Source organism: Janthinobacterium kumbetense, assembly GCF_023703445.1.
GTDB classification, from domain to species: domain Bacteria; phylum Pseudomonadota; class Gammaproteobacteria; order Burkholderiales; family Burkholderiaceae_D; genus Janthinobacterium; species Janthinobacterium kumbetense.
The window spans coordinates 444,404-462,070 of the sequence record NZ_JAMQGR010000002.1; the positions used below are offsets into that span (position 1 = coordinate 444,404).

At 65.4% G+C, this 17,667-nt stretch carries 15 protein-coding genes; 3 read left to right on the forward strand and 12 right to left on the reverse strand.

The window, feature by feature from the left end:
• Position 1 precedes the first annotated feature (1 nt).
• The 11 genes from NCG91_RS09410 to NCG91_RS09460 form a co-directional block, all read right to left on the reverse strand.
• A complete protein-coding gene (locus NCG91_RS09410) occupies positions 2-1,348 on the reverse strand; it encodes a TadA family conjugal transfer-associated ATPase (protein WP_099668285.1) in 1,347 nt (448 codons plus the stop codon).
• Between the two features lie 50 nt (positions 1,349-1,398).
• A complete protein-coding gene (locus NCG91_RS09415; protein WP_251349464.1) occupies positions 1,399-2,568 on the reverse strand; it encodes a CpaE/TadZ family protein in 1,170 nt (389 codons plus the stop codon).
• A 52-nt stretch (positions 2,569-2,620) separates the two neighbouring features.
• Positions 2,621-3,229, reverse strand: a complete 609-nt coding sequence (locus tag NCG91_RS09420; protein WP_251349465.1) for a TadE/TadG family type IV pilus assembly protein — start codon at positions 3,227-3,229, stop codon at positions 2,621-2,623.
• Complete coding sequence (locus NCG91_RS09425; protein WP_099665824.1) at positions 3,219-3,701, reverse strand: TadE/TadG family type IV pilus assembly protein; 483 nt, start codon at positions 3,699-3,701, stop codon at positions 3,219-3,221. The genes NCG91_RS09420 and NCG91_RS09425 overlap by 11 nt, the downstream gene beginning before the upstream one ends.
• Positions 3,698-5,125 (reverse strand): pilus assembly protein TadG-related protein, encoded by a 1,428-nt coding sequence (locus tag NCG91_RS09430; RefSeq protein WP_251349466.1) that lies wholly within the window; start codon positions 5,123-5,125, stop codon positions 3,698-3,700. The genes NCG91_RS09425 and NCG91_RS09430 overlap by 4 nt, the downstream gene beginning before the upstream one ends.
• Positions 5,115-5,417 (reverse strand): hypothetical protein, encoded by a 303-nt coding sequence (locus tag NCG91_RS09435; protein WP_251349467.1) that lies wholly within the window; start codon positions 5,415-5,417, stop codon positions 5,115-5,117. The genes NCG91_RS09430 and NCG91_RS09435 overlap by 11 nt, the downstream gene beginning before the upstream one ends.
• 16 nt (positions 5,418-5,433) lie before the next feature.
• The gene (locus NCG91_RS09440) at positions 5,434-6,864 is read right to left on the reverse strand and encodes a type II and III secretion system protein family protein (RefSeq protein WP_251349468.1); all 1,431 of its coding nucleotides are present in this window, start codon (positions 6,862-6,864) and stop codon (positions 5,434-5,436) included.
• A gap of 38 nt (positions 6,865-6,902) precedes the next feature.
• Entirely contained in the window at positions 6,903-7,760 is an 858-nt protein-coding gene (gene cpaB, locus NCG91_RS09445; RefSeq protein WP_251349469.1) for a Flp pilus assembly protein CpaB, read from the reverse strand.
• A complete protein-coding gene (locus tag NCG91_RS09450) occupies positions 7,757-9,130 on the reverse strand; it encodes an ATP-binding protein (RefSeq protein ID WP_077398639.1) in 1,374 nt (457 codons plus the stop codon). The genes cpaB and NCG91_RS09450 overlap by 4 nt, the downstream gene beginning before the upstream one ends.
• Before the next feature lie 93 nt (positions 9,131-9,223).
• Complete coding sequence (locus tag NCG91_RS09455; protein ID WP_251349470.1) at positions 9,224-9,757, reverse strand: A24 family peptidase; 534 nt, start codon at positions 9,755-9,757, stop codon at positions 9,224-9,226.
• A gap of 54 nt (positions 9,758-9,811) precedes the next feature.
• Positions 9,812-9,994, reverse strand: a complete 183-nt coding sequence (locus NCG91_RS09460) for a Flp family type IVb pilin (protein ID WP_034752975.1) — start codon at positions 9,992-9,994, stop codon at positions 9,812-9,814.
• Between the two features lie 481 nt (positions 9,995-10,475).
• On the opposite strand from NCG91_RS09460, the gene NCG91_RS09465 reads away from it, so the two are divergent.
• The gene (locus tag NCG91_RS09465; RefSeq protein WP_099665830.1) at positions 10,476-11,522 is read left to right on the forward strand and encodes a GGDEF domain-containing protein; all 1,047 of its coding nucleotides are present in this window, start codon (positions 10,476-10,478) and stop codon (positions 11,520-11,522) included.
• On the opposite strand, the gene NCG91_RS09470 is transcribed toward NCG91_RS09465, so the two are convergent.
• Positions 11,519-12,745 (reverse strand): HD-GYP domain-containing protein, encoded by a 1,227-nt coding sequence (locus NCG91_RS09470; RefSeq protein WP_099665831.1) that lies wholly within the window; start codon positions 12,743-12,745, stop codon positions 11,519-11,521. The genes NCG91_RS09465 and NCG91_RS09470 overlap by 4 nt on opposite strands.
• Before the next feature lie 138 nt (positions 12,746-12,883).
• On the opposite strand from NCG91_RS09470, the gene NCG91_RS09475 reads away from it, so the two are divergent.
• The gene (locus tag NCG91_RS09475) at positions 12,884-13,825 is read left to right on the forward strand and encodes a LysR substrate-binding domain-containing protein (protein ID WP_251349472.1); all 942 of its coding nucleotides are present in this window, start codon (positions 12,884-12,886) and stop codon (positions 13,823-13,825) included.
• A 194-nt stretch (positions 13,826-14,019) separates the two neighbouring features.
• Positions 14,020-17,616, forward strand: coding sequence for an indolepyruvate ferredoxin oxidoreductase family protein (locus NCG91_RS09480; RefSeq protein WP_251349473.1), 3,597 nt, complete (start codon positions 14,020-14,022; stop codon positions 17,614-17,616).
• Positions 17,617-17,667 lie beyond the last annotated feature (51 nt).

The following is a 17,667-nucleotide window of genomic DNA, read 5'->3' on the forward strand; positions in this document are numbered from 1 at the left end:
TTTATTCGTAGATGCGGTCCGGGTCGAACACCGTATCGGGCACGGGCGCGCCGAACATGCGCAAGCGTTCCGTGAAACGGGGCCGCACGCCCGTGGCGCAAAAGTGGCCCAGCACCTTGCCAGCCGCATCGACGCCCGTCTGCTCGAAGCGGAAGATTTCATGCATGGCGATGATGTCGCCCTCCATGCCCGTCACTTCCTGCAGGCTGACCAGCTTGCGCGCGCCATCCGTCAGGCGCGACACTTGCATCACCACCGTCACGGCCGAACAGATCTGCTGGCGCGTGGCGCGCGGCGTCAGGTTCACGCTGGCCATGCCGACCATGTTTTCCAGCCGCGCCAGCGCATCCCTCGCCGTGTTCGAGTGGATGGTCGCCAGCGACCCTTCGTGGCCCGTGTTCATCGCCTGCAGCATGTCGAGCGCCTCGGCGCCGCGCACCTCGCCCAGGATGATGCGGTCGGGCCGCATGCGCAGCGCATTGCGCACCAGCGCGCGCTGGCTCACTTCTCCCTTGCCCTCGATATTCGGCGGGCGCGTTTCCAGGCGCACCACGTGCGGCTGGCGCAGCGCCAGTTCGGCCGCATCCTCGATGGTGACGATGCGCTCGCTGCCGGGTATGAAGCCGGACAGCACGTTGAGCAGGGTCGTCTTGCCGCTGCCCGTGCCGCCCGAGATCAGGATGTTGACCTTGGCCTGCCCCAGCGCCTGCAGCACCTGCACCATGGGCGGCGTCAGGCTTTTGTAGTCGAGCAGGTTGGCGATGCTCAAAGGCTGCACGGCAAAGCGCCGGATCGACAGGATCGGGCCATCGACGGCCAGCGGCGGAATGATGGCGTTCACACGCGAGCCGTCCGGCAGGCGCGCGTCGACCATCGGACTCGATTCGTCGACCCGCCGTCCCACGCGCGAAACGATTTTTTCGATGATCTTCATCAGGTGCGCATTGTCGTGGAAGGTCACGTCCGTCAGCTGCAGCCGCCCGCCCCGCTCCACATACACCTTGTCGCAGGTGTTGACGAGGATATCGGACACGCTGGCATCGGCCAGCAACGGTTCCAGCGGGCCGAAGCCCAGCATCTCGTGCTGGATGTCGAGCACCAGGCTATGCCGCTCGTGCTGATTCAGGACGATGCGCTCTTCCTCGATCACGCGCTGCACCAGCAGCGCCAGCTCGTGCTTGAACTGTTCGGCCGTCAGGCGTTTCAGGCGTTCCAGGTCGATACGGTCGAGTATCGTCTGGTGCATGGTCTTTTTCAGTTCCTGGTAGGCATGCAGCGCCAGCGCCCCTTGTCCATTCGTGGCGGGGCGCACCGTTTCATTCGCCGCCAGGCGTTCGCGTAAAGTCATCTCGGCTCCCATGATGGCTCCCGGCGGGAGCCTTGACATCCATCCCCGTCCTAAGCCTCGCTGCGGCTGAACAGGCGATCGAACAGGCCGCGGCTTTCCGTCACGCGGCGCGCCGTCACCAGTTCCACCAGTTCAGCCAGGCTGCGCGCCACGGCGCTGGTGCGCGACAGCTGCAGCAGCGGAATGCCCTGGTTGACGGAATCGGTGGCGGCGATGTAATCGTTGGGCACCGTGTGCACCACTTCCGCGCCCAGCGCCTGCTCCAGGTCCGCCAGGCGGAGGCGGCCGCCCTTTTCATAGCGGTTGACGATCAGGCGCAGGCGCTCGCCCGGATAGCCGAGCGAGCGGAAAATGTCGAGCAGGCGGCGCCCGTCGCGGATGTCGGGCAAGGCCAGCTGCAGCACCGGATAGATCGCGTCGGCGTTGTCGAGCGCGCGCAGCGACAGCGCATCGATCTGGCGTCCCACGTCGAGCACGATGTAATCGTAGTGCTGGCGCGCCACGGCCAGGATGCGGTCCATGTGCTCGGGCTGCATGTCGACCTTGTGCGCCGGGTCGTCGGCCGCCGCCAGCACGCCGAAGTTCGGCGTGATGTGCACCAGGCACGAGGCGAGAAAGGCGCCGTCCATGCGCGCGATCTGCGCGCAGATGTCGGACAAGGTCATGGCCGGCTTCTGGTCCGAGACATACAGGGTGGCGTCGCCGAACTGGCCGTGCAGGTCGATCAGCAGCACCTTGCAGCCGGCCAGGCTGGCCAGCGCGTAGGAAAAATTCGTCGACAGGAAGGTGGCGCCGCTGCCGCCCTTGCACGAGATGAAGGCGAGCACTTTACCGTCGCGCATCTGCGTCACGCCGGCCTGGATATCGACCCGGTCCATCGCTTCGTGGAAGGCCTTGTGCACCAGCGGCAGCTGCAGCACTTCGCGCATGCCGGCGCGCATGGCGCGGATCAGCACATCCTGCTGCTGGCCGCGCGTGAGCAGCATCAGCACGGCCAGCGGATACTGGCGCGCCAGGCGCTCGAGCAGGTCGGCTTCGTCGGCATCGATGCCGCTGGCGTCGACGATCACCAGCTCGGGCGCTTCGGGCAGCATGCGCTCGACGGCGTCGCGCAAGCCGTTGCGCCGGTCCAGCAGCCGCAGCACGGGCATGCGGGCCGCGCCTTGCGCCGCGATTTCATCGTGCAGGCTGGCGTCGCGGGTAATCATCAAGGCTTTCATCACCCCTCCTTCATTCAAGGCAATACATTCGGCTGCGCCGACGCACTGGCGCTCATGGACAAAAGCCGGGATTGTCCGCATACCCCAGCGATTCGGCCACCGCCATGGTGGTCCCGCTGGGCAAACGTATGGCGCCTGCGCCGGAGGGAAACATCATCCCCAGCAGCGGCAGGATGGGCCGGTACGGCACGCGCTCGCAGCGCGCGCCGACGCCGGGCTGGCACAGGCGCGCGCGCACGAAGCGGATGCAGCTGGCGCCGTGCGGATCGTCCAGGCAATTGATGCGGTTGCGCTGCGGACAACCCGGCAGCACCGTCACCGGCAGTACCGCCAGCGCGGCGCCGCCAGCGCTCTCCGACAAGTAATCGATGCGCACATGCGCGTCGCCGAGGCCGCCGCCCAGCGGCAGCGTGCCCGGCGTGGCGCGCAGCACGGCGTGCGTGCGCACGGCTTGCAAGGCGCCGGCATCGCTGAAATCGGTGACGGCGGCGGCGCGCGCCGCGCGCCGGGTAATTTCATGCACCATGTTCCACATGTACACGGCGCGCGCCACTTCCAGCATGGCGAACAGGAACAGGAAGAACAGCAGCGCCAGCATGGCGAATTCGACGGCGAAGACGCCGCGCTGGCGCTGCCGGCGGAGGTGCGGGTTAATGGACATAGCGCAATGTCGCGTTGGCGCGCAGCGGGATCGGCGCCAGTTGCGGCAGCCACTTGCGGGTCAGCGCAGGCAGGAAATCGACCGGCATGTCGGCGGTGACCTTGATGCGCACCTGCAGCGGCGCCGTCGCGTAGCTGCCGCAGCCATAGGAATCGTCGGCATACACGCAGTCCACGTTGACCCTGGCGGCCTCCATGCCCGGCCAGCTTTCCGCCATCGCCTCGACCACCATCTGCCGGGCCAGGGCGGCGCCCTGGTTCGCCGTGCCGATGCTGCCCATCTGCGGCAGCGGCATGGTCGCCATGTAGCGCGCCGCATCGTGCGCGCTTTTTTGCAGGGCCGTGTACACCAGCAGCGCGCGGCCGAACAGCAGCACGAAAGGCAGCAGCGCCATGAAAAACAGCAGGATCAGCGCCAGCTCGATGGCGGCGACGCCGCCCTGGCGCCGCGCGGCGCGGCGGAGCGGCCTCATTGCAGCAGCTCCGCGGGGCCGGCCAGCGTGCCCTCGTCCACCAGCCCGTCAAATTCGGCGCTCAGTACGCCATTGCCGGCCGGCGCCGTCATGAAGAAGCGGCCGATGCCGCGCACCCGCGCCAGCACGTCGCTGCCGGCCGGCACGGGGCAAGCCAGCAGGGGAATGTGCAGCAGCCGGCGCTGCGCCACGCCCGTGTTGCCGGTCGGCGCCGTCTGGAAGCCCAGCGTCTGGTAGGGCGGCGTGGCAGGGTAGCCGGACTTGGCGGCCGGCGCGGCCGGGCTGGCCGGATACAGCCTGGGCCAGTCGCTGGTGGCAAACGGCAGATAGCCGCCGGCCGGCTTCGGGTTGCTGTACCTGGCCGCCCTGGAAAACGACCACAGCGGTCCATAACTGCCGACGGCGGGCGGCGTCGCGTTCGATTCCGGATCGGCCACGGACAGCAGCGGGTTGCCCGTGCTCAGGGCGCTCGGCGCGTCGGGCGTGTTCATCATCCACCAGCTCGGGGCCGTATTCGGATAGGCGCGGATATTCGTGTCGGGCGGCGCCGTGACGGCATGGCAGCCGCTGCCCGCATGCTGGTTGAAGCGCGCATTGAAGGCCGTCCACAGCGCGGCGGGAAAAGGCCGGTGCACATGCACCTGGGCGCTGCCGATGCGCGGATACAGCACCGTGCCGCTGCAGACAAACGGCAGCACGCTCGCTTCGCCGACCTGCTGCGACGGCCCCACCACGCCCGGCTGGCCCAGCGGATTGAGCACGAAGTGTTCGGCCGCGGGGCCATGCGGATTGAGTTTTAACAGGTTATACGCCACGCCGCGGCGAAAGCCATATTCCAGCAACTCGACGGCCGGCAGCAGCGCCGCATTCGTGCGCGGACTGGCCGCGCTGGCCGACAGCGCGCAGATGGCCAGCGGCATCAGGCGCAAGCTGGTGCGCCCCGCCACGGCGCGCGCGCCCGTGTCCAGGGTGCGCAGCGCCGGCGACCAGGCGCCGAGAAATGCCGTCGCCACCCGTCCCAGCGAGGGTGTATTGGCCTGCGTATCGACGCGCACGAACAGCGCCGTGGCGGCGTCGGGCACGGCGCCAGCCGCATGCCAGCCGCTGGCAGGCGCATCGGGCGCGCTGGCGAAGCGGATGCTGGCGTCCGACAAAGTCGCGCCCTGCATGCGGCGGCGCCATGCGCTGCGGTCGGCCGCACTGCCCTTGGCTTTTTCCACGGCGACGAGCAAGCCCTCGGGCGTGCCCACCAGTTCCGCGGCGGCCGCCATCGCCGCATTGTCGGCCAGGTTCTGCAGCTCCGTCTTGCGGCCGATGACTTGCCCCACATCGAGCGCCAGGCCGATAAAGCCCAGCACCACGATGAGCAGGATGGAAAAGGCGATCAGCATCGCCCCGCGCTGGTGCTGGCGTCTATTTGCCACTGCCGCCTCCCAGCATGAATTGCACCGGCTGCGGCGCCTGAGCATTCGGTTCGGCGAACGAGGCGCGGTAGCGCTGCATGACGGCGTGCGCGCTGGGTCCGTCGAGGCCATCGGCCGGCGCGCGATTGCCCGCGCCGGCCGGATCGCGCACCTGCTGCGCCATGGACAGGCGCACGGCGTCGCCGAAGCGCCGGTCCAGCTGCGGCGTGCTGCCGTGCGCGCAGGCGGCCAGCTGCACGGCCAGGGCCAGGGCGGCGCAGCGCCGCAGCGACGTCAAGAGCGAGTTCGGCATGGCGTATCTCCCCGTCTCATTTCAACTCGAAACCGTTGGCCGCGCGCGGCGGCGGCACGGACGGCGGCGCGCCCTCCATCTTGCCGCCCAACATCAAGTCCATGCGCGAAGGCGGCGCCAGCTGCGCCGTCGGCAGCACGGCATCGGCCGGCAAGGGTTTGACCAGGTGCGCGGTAATGACGAACAGCAATTCCGTGCGGTCGTGCTGGAAATCCGTGCTGCGGAACAGCGCACCGAGGATGGGCACTTCGCTGAGCCAGGGCACGCCCGTGATATTGCTCACCTGGTTGTTCTTGATCAAGCCGCCGATGGCGTAGCTCTGGCCGTCGTACAGCTGCACCGTGGTCGAGGCGCGCCGCGTGGTGATGACGGGCAAGATCGAACGCCCGCTGACGCCGGCGGCGGAAATGCCCACGCCCTCGCGCGACAGTTCCGACACTTCCGGCGCCACCTTCAGATTGATGCGCCCGCCCGACAGCACGGTGGGCGTAAAGCGCAGGCCGACGCCGTATTCGCGCTCTTCCAGGGTGATCTTGTTGTTGTCCTGGCCGACGGGAATGAAGATCTTGCCGCCGGCCAGAAAACTGCCCTCCTGCCCGCTGATCGCCATCACCGTCGGTTCGGCCAGGATGCGCACCAGGCCATCCTGTTTCTGCGCCTCGATGGTCAGCTGCTGGCGGCCATTCGACTTGCGCACGTCGAGCAAGCCATTGGCCGTGCCGCTGAGGAAATTCGACAGCAAGGTGGTGGCCCAGCTGCCGGACGCGAGGCGCAGGGTGGCGCCCACTTCCAGCCGTTCCAGCAGGGACTTCGACACTTCGGCAATCTGCACGGCCAGCATCACCTGCTGCGGCGCGCTGACGTCGAGCATGTTGATGATGCGGCTGTGCGCGCTGCCCGCGCCGCCGGCGGGCGCCGTGGCGGCGGGCGGCATGGCGGCCCCATCGGCCGGCTTGGGCAGCGCCAGCGCGACCGTGGCGCGGCGCACGTAGGCGTGCGCCAGCTCGACGGCGCGCAGCACGGCGCCCGCATCTTGCACCGTGCCCGACAGCACCAGGGTATCGGCCACGGCCGTGACGCGGATGGCTTTTTCTTCCGGCATCAGCGCCGCCAGGGTCGTTTGCAGGCCGGCCGGGTCCATGCTGACGCTGACGTTCACCACGCTGCACACGCCGCTGCGTCCCTGGATGATCATATTCGTGCTGCCCACGTCGACGCCGACCACGTACAAGGTGTCGGGCGCGACCAGCATGGCTTGCACCACGGCCGGGTTGCCGACGCTGCGCTGCTGTACCGCCTCGGGCAGGCGCAGCATGCTCGACTTGCCCACCTGCAGCTGCAAGTGGCCGGGCGAGGCCGCTTCACCGCCGCAGCGCGGGCCAGGATCGGCCGCCGCGCCGGCAAGCGGCGACAGCAGGCAGAACATTATCAGCAGGGCGCGGTTCATGAGCGTGTCCATGGTTGAGCAAGGCAAAGGCCAAAAGACTAAAAACATTCGCGCGACTGGCGCGTCCCGTCGATGACGCCGCTGCACAGGCGCTGCGGTTCCGGCGGCGCCTTCGCCACGCGCACGGGACGCGGCGCGGCGGCCAGCACGGGCGCGGCGGCAGGAGGGACAGGCTCGGCTTCGTGCGGTCCGCCCAGCAGGGTCAGCTTGGTGGCGCCCGCCGTCACGCCCGGCTGCGGGTCGACCTGGTTGCGCAGCACCAGCGACAGGCTGCCCACGCTGCGCGCCAGGTCCAGGTTTTCCGCCTGTTCCGGCGTCACTTCCAGGGTCACCGCATTGACCACGCGCGGCTTGGTCTCGTCGCGCCCCACTTCCTGCGCCACGGCCAGCACGAGGATGCGTTCGAGCACGATCTTGGAAATGTTGCGGCTTTGCGGAAACGCGCGGTCGCCGGCATCCTGCTGGGTGCTCACGATGATGTCGACATAGTTGCCCGGCAAGGCGAAGCCGGCCACGCCGATCACATCGTTGACGCGCACGGTGATGGCGCGCCGCCCTTCCGTGATCAGGGCCGACAGGCCGCCCAGGGTGCCGGCCGGCGCCAGCTTGGCTTCGCTCAACGGCTCGCCGCGCAGCACGCTGGTTTTCAGCACCCGTCCCGCCAGTGTGGCCGGGTCTTGCAGCGCGCCCTGCGGCAAGCTTTCCGCCGGCCATTCGGCCAGGCGCAGCATCTCGGGCGTCAGGCGCTGGCCCAGGTTGACATCGCTGGCGGCCACGACGATCTTGCCCTTGCCGGCTGGCGTCTGGCGCAGCAGCCAGTGCGAGGCCAGCAGCACGGCCAGCAGGCCCAGCACGACCGCCAGGCCCATCATCAGGAGGGCGCGCCGGTTCTTCATGCGATGCGCTCGCACAGGCTGGCGGCCGGCATGTCGCAGCTGGCGAACAGGCTGCTCCAGGCCTGTTCCAGGGCGGCCACCGTCAGGCGCGCCTCGCTGCCGGCAAAGCCGGCGAAGTCGCCTATGCGCGCCAGCAATTCCTGCGGATAGCTGGCCAGCAAGGGCCGTCCCTGCGCGCCATGCAGCTGCAGCAGATGGTTCAGGGCTTGCTCGTCGATGGCCATGCCGGCCAGCCGGCATTGCTGGCGGAACAGAGCGCGATAGGCGCTCTCTGTCAGCGGCCCCACCTGCACCTTGTAGCCGATGCGGCGCAGCAAGGCGGCGTCAAACAGCTCGTCCGGCGGCACGTTCGTGGCCAGCACGAGGGCATTGTCGAACGGCACGCTGATCTGCACGCCGCCGGGCAAGCCCAGCTGGTCGCTGCCGCGCGCCAGCGGCTGCATCAGCCGCGTCAGCAGTTCTTGCGCCCCCAGGCGCTGGCGGCCCAGGTCGTCGATGATCAGCATGCCATTGTTGGCGCGCACATGGGGCGGCGCCTGGTAGCAGCCGCCGCTGGCGTCATGGCGCAGCTCCAGCATGCCGGCGTCGAGCTCGGCGCCCACGTGGATCACGGGACGCTGGCACAGCACCCAGCGGATGTCCGTGCTGCGCCGCTCCAGCGCCTGGCGCGCATGGCTGACGTGCTGCGGCGCAGGCGGCAGGTGCTGGGCCGGATCGTACAACTGGATGATGTCCTGGCCGACGACGATGGCGTAGGGCACGGCGACCAGCCCGTGCAGCAATTGTCCCAGCTGCAGTGCCAGGGTCGACTTGCCGCTGCCGGGCGGACCGTACAGCAGCAGCGAGCGTCCCGAATGCAGGGCCGCGCCGACCACGTCGAGCATGCCCGGCCCCGCATGGGCGCCCCCCAGCACGGCGGCCAGGTCGTCGCTGCCGACGCGCTGTTCCTGCGCCAGCCACGACTGGCGCGCCACCATGGCGCGGTACGCTTCCAGGGTGACGGGGGCGGCGCCGATATACGCGCAGCGCTCGAGGAAGGCGCTGGCGCGCTGCTTGCCGGCGCCCGTCAGCTGGTACTGCACGTCGATATCGGATTCGCCGCGCCAGGCCACCTCGGCCATCTGCTCCGTCACCATGAAATCGAGCACTTCGCGCAAGACATTGATCGACAGGCGCAAGCGCGTCGTCAGCGCGGACAGGTGCGTCTTGCCGCCCACAAACATCAGCTTGGCGATCAGCTCGACCACCAGCGGCCGCTCGAGTCCCGTTTCACGCAAGCTCTTCGGCTGCGGCGGCAGGGGCGGCATCAGGTTCGCGTCGGCAGGGCGCGGCGCACTCTCGGTGCTCAGGGAATAGTCGACCTCGGTCATGCTGCGTCTCCAAGCCGGTTAAGAGGGCATTCAACAGAATTCATTCTAGCGAGCGGAGACTGGCGCCCATTGATCAAGAGCAATGAATACCAATCAGAAATAATGACGCCCCTGCACCGCCAGGCAGCCCAGGGCAATGGCCAGGCCGTACGGCATGTTGCCCACGCTGGCCTGGCTGCCGAGTGCAGTTGGCGCCAGGGGAATGCCGGCCATGCGCGCGATCATCGGCCACAGCAGCTGGCGCAGATTGCCCAGGCAGGCGCGCCACTTACCCTGCCAGGTGATCATCAGCACGGCCATCAAGCCGCCCAGGACGAACGTGGCGAAACAGATCTGCAGCACGGGCCAGGGACCGGCAAAGGCGCCCGCCATGGCGATCAGCTTGACGTCGCCGGCGGCCATGCCGCGCAGCACATACAAGGGTAAAAAGAGGAAAAAACCCGTCGCCATGCCGCCCAGCCACACGGGCAGCACGCTGTGCGGCCACAGCCACAGATGCAGGGCCAGGGCGGCGAGGATGCCGGACAACACCACACCGTTCGGTATCTTACGGCGGATCAAATCACTGACGGCGGCCCCCGTCACGAAGCACAGCAACAGCAAATCGCACAAGGCGGTTGCAGGCATGGCACACCTCCCGAAAAAAAACCCGCCACTGGCCGGCCAGCGGCGGGCACCCGCTTAGGGCGTCAACACCAGGTTCGACGAAATGTCGGTGAGGACGGCCAGCAAGTTGGTCTTGATCAGCAAGAAACCGGCCGTGATGGCGGTAGCCATCAAGGCCGCAATCAAGCCGTATTCGATTGCCGTAATGCCATCCTCATCCTTGACAAACTGCTGTACTGCCGACAGGAAGGTATGCATGACAAGCTCCCAAAAGTGAATCACAAGTCCCTGGCGCAATCGGGTGTGAAACATTGCCCATTCCTGCTAATATGTTTCCTGCCGTAAATTTCTGCGCCATTGCATTGACTATAAAGCGTCCACGTTTTGGCAAATTGACGCGCCACAAGTTTCCATATGGAAATTATCAAACCCTGTCGACATGTCGGCTGACGCAAACAAATGTTGCGATCTGGATTGAAAGCCTTCGTCAGGGCAAGTTTTTTGCAATGCAGTGCATGAATCTCATGTATTTACATGAAATATTGCATACGTTAATTGCCTATTAGGCAAAAAGACATTATCCTGCTTAGCTCTTCTTTGGAAAGGCCTCTCGCCCGGCGGTACAGAGCGTCATGCCACCAAATAAATCTTGGCTTCTTGTAGACGGACGCGAACATGCTCTTGCTTGATGCAATGCTGGTATGACGACACTTGTGTGACTACTTTCCAGAGATCGACAATGGATTCCCTACTGAAACACATGGTGGACATGACCGGGCACCGCGACCACACGATGCTCGACATCTCCGTGATCTCGGCGGTCCAGGAACTCGCTGCCGCATCGCAGACCCGTGTGCTGGCCCTGACCACCGTGCGGGGCCAGGTGTTCGTGCGGTCGCGGGCCATCATCGTGGCGGGCAGCGTGGCCCGCATGGAAGAGCATACCGATCCTACCCTGCCGGGCGAACCGCTGTCGGACTACCCGGCCCTGGCCGCCTGCATCAAGCGCCATGAAGCGAGCGCCGACACCCTGTGCGCCGACGGCCGCCACCTGCTGTGGCTGCCCATCTGGATCGGCGACCAGGTCACCACCTGCCTGGAAATCACCAATCCCACGCCCTACACGGGCGCCACCATCCAGGTGATCGGCGGCATCGTCAGCGTATACCGCAATTTCCAGAACCTGCTCGACTACAGCGAACGCGATTCGCTCACCGGTTTGTTGAATCGCAAGACCTTCGACGACCAGCTGGCAAAAATCCTGCAAAGCCGCGGCGAACCGGAAGCGGAAAAGCCGCGTCCCGTGGATGAAGAACGGCGCCACCATACGGACACGGAACGGCAATGGCTGGCCGTGATCGACGTCGATCATTTCAAACTGGTCAACGATAAATTTGGTCACCTGTATGGCGATGAAGTGCTGATCCTGATCGCCAACCAGCTGCAATCGTCGTTCCGCTCGCAAGACCGCATCTTCCGTTTCGGCGGCGAGGAATTCGTCGTGCTGCTGCGCTCGATCACCCTGGAAAATGCGCAGAAAATCATCGACCGCTTCCGCACCAATGTCGAAGCGCACGACTTCCCGCAAGTGGGCAGGGTGACCGTCAGCGTGGGTTTCGTCAGCATCAACGCCTACGAGGCGCCCGTCATCATCCTCGGCCGCGCCGACCAGGCCCTGTATTACGCGAAGAGCCATGGCCGCAACCTGGCGTGCCACTATGACGAGCTGGTCGCAAAAGGCTTGCTGACGACGATCACCTCGAACGATACGGCGGAATTCTTCTAGGCATCCGCGAGGGAAAGAAAGCGCATAGGATCGACCTGCCACTTGGCGGCCGACTCATGGCCGACAATCTTGTCGGCGCCGCCGAAGCCGAAGCCGCGCGACAGGTCGACCGTTTCCGGCTTGATGTAGGTCTTGCTCTTCGTACTGAAAAACACATTCACCTTCGGCGCCAGCAGATTGCTTTCGTGCGCCTCGATGACGACGGCCAGGCGGCCCGATTCCAGCATCACCATGGTGCCTACCGGATAGATACCCACGCAACGCATGAAATCCTGCGCGAACACGGGATTGAAGTGGAATTTGCTCCACTCATAGATCTTGCGCAAGGCTTCGGCCGCGGGAATGCCCTTGTGATAGCTGCGGTCGGACGTCAGCGCGTCATACACGTCGACGATGGCGGCCATCTGCGCCAGTTCGCTGATGGCGTCGCCGGCCAGCTGGTCCGGATAGCCGCTGCCGTCGCGCCGTTCGTGGTGGTGCAGGGCAATATCGAGCGGTATCGCGCCCACCTCGGGCGACTGGCGCAGGATGTCGTAGCCGTCGCGCGGATGGCGCTTGATCAGGGTAAATTCTTCCGGCGTCAACGGACCGGGCTTGTTCAGTACGCTGTCGGGCACCAGGGCCTTGCCCGTGTCGTGCAGCAAGCCGCCGAGGCCCGCCTGGTGCGTGGTCGTGGCATCGATGCCGCGCGAGCGGCAAAATGCCACCAGCAGCGCGCACACGCTGACGGAATGCAAAAAGGTGTAATCATCCTTGGTCTTGATGCGCAACAAGCCGACGAGGGCACCGGGATTGCGCAGGATCGATTCGGTGATGTCCTGCACCGTGTGCTGCACGCGGTCGAGCTCGACCGCCTTGCCCAGGCGCACGTCGGCCATCACCGTGCGCACCAGGCTGGTCGCCTGCCGCCGCACCTGCGTGGCGCGCGCCAGTTCCATGCCCAGCGACACGCGCGTGACCACTTGCAACGGCGCGGCGATCTGCACCAGTTCGCGCTCCGTCTCGGCGCGCGCCTGCGCCACGGTGGGCGCGTCCTGCACGTCGAGACCCTTGCCGCTGTCGATCACCACGTCGTGGATGCCGGCCTGCATGATCTTGCGGATTTCATCGTCGCTGCGCAACAGGAAACGGTTGCGCACGAATGGATGCGTCATCCAGTCGCAACTGAGGTCATGGATGTACATGCCCACTTTTAATTGAGACGAATCAACTTTCTTGAGCATGCTGTCATCCCACAAATACACGGCTGGAGCACCGAAGGCGCTAGAATGAGTATAACAAAATTGTTATTCTGCTGGCCGCGTTCGGCGCCGTGGCGCAACACCCGGTTTTTTCCGCTCAACGCACCGCTTCTGGGACCCATGGAACTGCGCCAATTACGCTACTTTGTTGCCATCGTCGACCACGGCTCGCTGTCGCGCGCAGCCCTGATCCTGCACGTGGCGCAGCCGGCCCTGACGCAGCAGCTGCGCCAGCTGGAAGAGGAACTGGGCGTGCAGCTGCTGCACCGCTCGGCGCAGGGCGTGCTCAGCACGGATGCGGGCAAGGTGTTTTACGAACATGCGCAAGCGATCCTGAAACAGGTGGCCGACGCCCGCTCGGCCGTCACGCAAAGCGCCACGCGGCCGTCCGGCAATGTCACACTGGGCTTGCCGCACAGCATCTCCGGCGCCCTGGCCCTGCCCCTGCTGCTGGCCGCGCGCGAACGCTATCCCGAAATCACCCTGCAGCTGACGGAGGAAATCACGGGCAACCTCAATGAACAGCTCAAATCGGGCCGCATCAACCTGGCCGTGCTGTTCGACGATGGCCAGCTGACGCCCTTTGCCTGCAGCCCGCTGGTGGAAGAGGAGATGCGTTTTATCTGCCGCAACGATTCGCCGTTCGCGCCCGCCGGCCATGCCGTGTCGTTCCAGCAAGCCTTGAGCGCCACCCTGATCCTGCCGGGCCTGCAGCATGGCGTGCGCCCGCGCATCGACAGCCGCGCGCGCGAGCTGGGCCTGGAAACGGCGAACGTGATCGAGATCAACTCGATCGCCATCCTGAAATCGGCCATCCTGGCCGGCATGGGCGCCACCATCCTGCCGGCCGCTCCCGTGCTGGCCGAACTGAACAGCGGCGCCATGCGCAGCTACGCCATCCACAGCCCCGTCCTGTCGCGCACGGTGGCCCTGTGCGCCTCGAAGAACATTCCCCTCACCAATGCGGGCAACGCCGTGAAAAACCTCGTGCTGCAAGTGGCCGCCGAGCTGTGCGGCAGCGGGCGCTGGGTGGGGGCGCATGTGCTCGCGCCCATGGCATAAGTATTTCTTATACCCCCATCGGCAAAGCGTATTTGCCCCCTTTCCTGACTCGTTCTACACTGACCACATTAACTATTTTAAATTTAAAATAGTTATGTGCCGCCCACACGCGGCCATCCCGTCTGCACAGTGCGCGCCTTACCGGGCGCGTCCCTTGTACAGCCGATATCTGAAACACCCTTTTGGAGACAGCCATGTCCGTGACCACGGAAAACGGCTCCGCAGCGTTCGCTAGAAACGCCGGTGCCGCGCCATCTACGCCCCCCGACACTTCCCGTTTGACCACCGTCAGCCTCGACGACAAATACACGGCCACTTCCGGCGCCATCTTCCTGTCCGGCATCCAGGCCCTCGTGCGCCTGCCCATGATGCAGCGCCTGCGCGACCAGGCCGCCGGACTGAACACGGCCGGCTTCATCTCCGGCTACCGCGGTTCGCCCCTGGGCGGCCTCGATGAAAACCTGTGGAAAGCCAAGAAACAGCTGGAAGCGCACCACGTGCAGTTCGTGCCCGGCGTCAACGAAGACTTGGCCGCCACGGCCGTCTGGGGTTCGCAGCAAGTCGACCTGATCGGCCCGGCCAAGTACGACGGCGTATTCGCCATGTGGTACGGCAAGGGTCCGGGCGTGGACCGCTGCGGCGATGTCTTCAAGCACATGAACCATGCGGGAACGTCAAAACTGGGCGGCGTGCTGCTGGTGGCCGGCGACGACCATGGCGCGTATTCCTCGACCCTGCCGCACCAGTCCGACCACCTGTTCTCCGCCTCGATGATCCCCGTCCTGTATCCGTGCAACGTGCAGGAATACCTGGACCTGGGCATCCACGGCTGGGCCATGTCGCGCTTTTCCGGCTGCACGGTGGCCTTCAAGGCGCTGGCCGACACGGTCGAATCGTCGGCCTCCATCGATGCCGACCCGTTCCGCGTGGAAGTCAAGATTCCGCAGGATTTCGTCATGCCCGAAGGCGGCCTGAACGCGCGCCTGTCGAGCATCCCGCTGGGCCAGCAGGCGCGCAACCAGGAAGCGCTGATGCAGGACTACAAGATCTATGCGGCCCTCGCCTACGCGCGCGAAAACAAGCTCAACCACACCACCATCGACAGCCCGAACGCCAAGCTGGGCATCATCGCCTCCGGCAAATCCTACCTGGACGTGCTCGAAGCGCTGGAAGAGCTGGGCATCGACGAGCAAATGGCGGCCGACGTGGGCATGCGATTGTTCAAGGTGGCCATGCCGTGGCCGCTGGAGCCGGACAGCGTGCGTGAGTTTGCGCAAGGTCTCGATGAAATTCTCGTGGTAGAAGAGAAGCGGCAGATCGTCGAATACCAGTTGAAAGAGCAACTCTACAACTGGCGCGACGACGTGCGCCCACGCGTCATCGGCAAGTTCGACGAAAAGGGCGAATGGGTGGCGCCGCGCGGCGAATGGCTGCTGACGTCCAAGGCCGACTTTTCCGTCTCGCAAGTGGCAAGAGTCATCGCCAGCCGCATCGCGCGCCTGATTTCCGACCCCGTCACCTGCGACTTGATCAAGGCGAGATTAAGTTTCCTCGACGCCAAGGACGCGGTCTTGAAAAAGGCCGTGAACACGCCGTTCCGCCCCGCCTTCTACTGCTCCGGCTGCCCACATAACACCTCGACGAAGGTGCCGGACGGCAGCCTGGCCCTGGCCGGCATCGGCTGCCACGTGATGGCCACGTCGATCTACCCGGAAATGAACAAGCTGACCACGCACATGGGCGGCGAAGGCGCGCCATGGATCGGCCAGGCCGCGTTTTCCGAATTGCCGCACGTGTTCCAGAACCTGGGCGACGGCACGTATTTCCACTCGGGCTACCTGGCCATCCGCGCCGCGCAGGCCGCCAAGGTGAACATCACCTATAAAATCCTCTACAACGACGCCGTCGCCATGACGGGCGGCCAGCCCGTGGACGGCCTCATCACCGTGCCGATGATGGCGCAGCAAGTGGCGGCCGAAGGCATCGCCCGCATCGCCCTGGTCACGGAAGACTTGAGCCGCTACAGCGACCGCAGCAACCTGCCCGCCCACCTGACCTTGCACGACCGCAAGGACATGGATGCCGTGCAGCGCGAATTGCGCGAAGTACCAGGCGTGTCCGTGCTGATCTACGACCAGACTTGCGCGGCCGAGAAGCGCCGGAGAAGGAAAAAAGGCGAGTATCCGGACGTGGCCAAACGCATGGTCATCAACGACGCCGTCTGCGAAGGCTGCGGCGACTGCGGCGTGCAATCGAACTGCGTGTCGATCTTGCCGAAAGAGACGGAATTTGGCCGCAAGCGCACCATCGACCAATCCTCGTGCAACAAGGATTACTCGTGCGCCAAGGGTTTCTGCCCCAGCTTCGTCACCGTCGAGGGCGGCAACCTGAAAAAAACCAAGACGGGCGCGAGTAAAGCGGGCGAAACGGACAACTTCGGCCCCCTGCCGGAACCGGTCCTGCCCGGCTGCGACGCGCCATACAATATCCTGATCAACGGCATCGGCGGCACGGGCGTCATCACCGTGGGCGCGCTGATGGGCATGGCGGCCCACCTGGAAGGCAAAGGCGCCTCCGTGCTGGACATGACGGGCATGTCGCAAAAGAACGGTTCCGTCACTTCGCACGTGAAAATCGCCCGCTCCCCCGCGCACATCCGCGCCCAGCGCATCGCCACGGGCGAAGCGGACCTGATCCTGGGCTGCGACATGCTGACGGCCGGCGCGCAGGATGCCGTGTCGAAAATGCGTCCTGGCCGCAGCCTGGCCGTCGTCAACCTGCACGAGCAGCCGCCGGGCACGTTTGCGCAAAATGCCGACTGGCAATATCCAACGGCGGAAGTGCGCCAGCTGATCGAGGAATCCGTGGGCGGCGCAGACGCAGCCGACTTCATCGACGCGACAAAACTGGCCACGGCGCTGATGGGCGATTCGATCGCCGCCAACCTGTTCATGCTCGGCTACGCGTGGCAAAAGGGCCGCATCCCGCTGACGGAAGCGGCCTTGCTGCGCGCCATCGAACTCAATGGCGTGGGCATCGAGTCGAACAAGAAAAGCTTCCTGTGGGGCCGCCGCGCTGCCGTCGACGTGCGCCGTGTCACGCAAATCGCCACGCCGTCACAAGCGATCATCGTACAAATGCCGCAAAGCCTCGATAGCGTCATCAAAAAACGCGTGGAGTTCCTCACGGCCTACCAGAACGCCGCGTATGCGGACGGTTACTTGACCCTGGTCAAACAGGTGCGCGACCGCGAAAACACCTTGGGACTGGGCCAAAAGTTGTCGACGGCTGTCGCCAAGAGCTATTTCAAGTTGCTGGCCTACAAGGATGAATACGAAGTGGCGCGTTTGTACACGGATGGCCGTTTCGTGGAGCAATTGCAGCAGCAATTCGAAGGCAATTTCTCCGTGAAATTCAACCTGGCGCCGCCGCTGTTTGCGAAAAAGGATGCCAAGGGCCACCTGGTGAAAGCGGAGTTCGGCTCCTGGATGTGGCGCGCCTTCAAGCTGCTGGCGAAAGCCAAGGGGCTCAGAGGCGGCACCTTCGACGTCTTCGGTTATACGGCCGAGCGCAAGATGGAACGCGCGCTGATCGTCGAATACCGCGAATTGCTGGCCGGCATGCTGGTCAACTTGACGGCGGACAACCTGGCCACTTGCGTGGAACTGGCGACCCTGCCCGAAAAAATCCGCGGCTTCGGCCACGTCAAGGAAGCGGCCGTCGCCACGTATCGCCAGGACAAGGCGAGATTGCTGGCCAAGCTGGCGGACGGCAGCAAGCACGCGGCGTAAGCTGGCCAGCGGGGCTTGAAATGAAAACGCAGAGCCTCGGCTCTGCGTTTT

Bases quoted from the DNA above. Each gene is read 5' to 3' on its own strand.
- NCG91_RS09410 (WP_099668285.1), bottom strand. From the start codon at position 1,348: ATGACTTTACGCGAACGCCTGGCGGCGAATGAAACGGTGCGCCCCGCC.
- NCG91_RS09415 (WP_251349464.1), bottom strand. From the start codon at position 2,568: ATGAAAGCCTTGATGATTACCCGCGACGCCAGCCTGCACGATGAAATC.
- NCG91_RS09420 (WP_251349465.1), bottom strand. From the start codon at position 3,229: ATGTCCATTAACCCGCACCTCCGCCGGCAGCGCCAGCGCGGCGTCTTC.
- NCG91_RS09425 (WP_099665824.1), bottom strand. From the start codon at position 3,701: ATGAGGCCGCTCCGCCGCGCCGCGCGGCGCCAGGGCGGCGTCGCCGCC.
- NCG91_RS09435 (WP_251349467.1), bottom strand. From the start codon at position 5,417: ATGCCGAACTCGCTCTTGACGTCGCTGCGGCGCTGCGCCGCCCTGGCC.
- NCG91_RS09440 (WP_251349468.1), bottom strand. From the start codon at position 6,864: ATGAACCGCGCCCTGCTGATAATGTTCTGCCTGCTGTCGCCGCTTGCC.
- cpaB (WP_251349469.1), bottom strand. From the start codon at position 7,760: ATGAAGAACCGGCGCGCCCTCCTGATGATGGGCCTGGCGGTCGTGCTG.
- NCG91_RS09450 (WP_077398639.1), bottom strand. From the start codon at position 9,130: ATGACCGAGGTCGACTATTCCCTGAGCACCGAGAGTGCGCCGCGCCCT.
- NCG91_RS09455 (WP_251349470.1), bottom strand. From the start codon at position 9,757: ATGCCTGCAACCGCCTTGTGCGATTTGCTGTTGCTGTGCTTCGTGACG.
- NCG91_RS09460 (WP_034752975.1), bottom strand. From the start codon at position 9,994: ATGCATACCTTCCTGTCGGCAGTACAGCAGTTTGTCAAGGATGAGGAT.
- NCG91_RS09465 (WP_099665830.1), top strand. From the start codon at position 10,476: ATGGATTCCCTACTGAAACACATGGTGGACATGACCGGGCACCGCGAC.
- NCG91_RS09470 (WP_099665831.1), bottom strand. From the start codon at position 12,745: ATGCTCAAGAAAGTTGATTCGTCTCAATTAAAAGTGGGCATGTACATC.
- NCG91_RS09475 (WP_251349472.1), top strand. From the start codon at position 12,884: ATGGAACTGCGCCAATTACGCTACTTTGTTGCCATCGTCGACCACGGC.
- NCG91_RS09480 (WP_251349473.1), top strand. From the start codon at position 14,020: ATGTCCGTGACCACGGAAAACGGCTCCGCAGCGTTCGCTAGAAACGCC.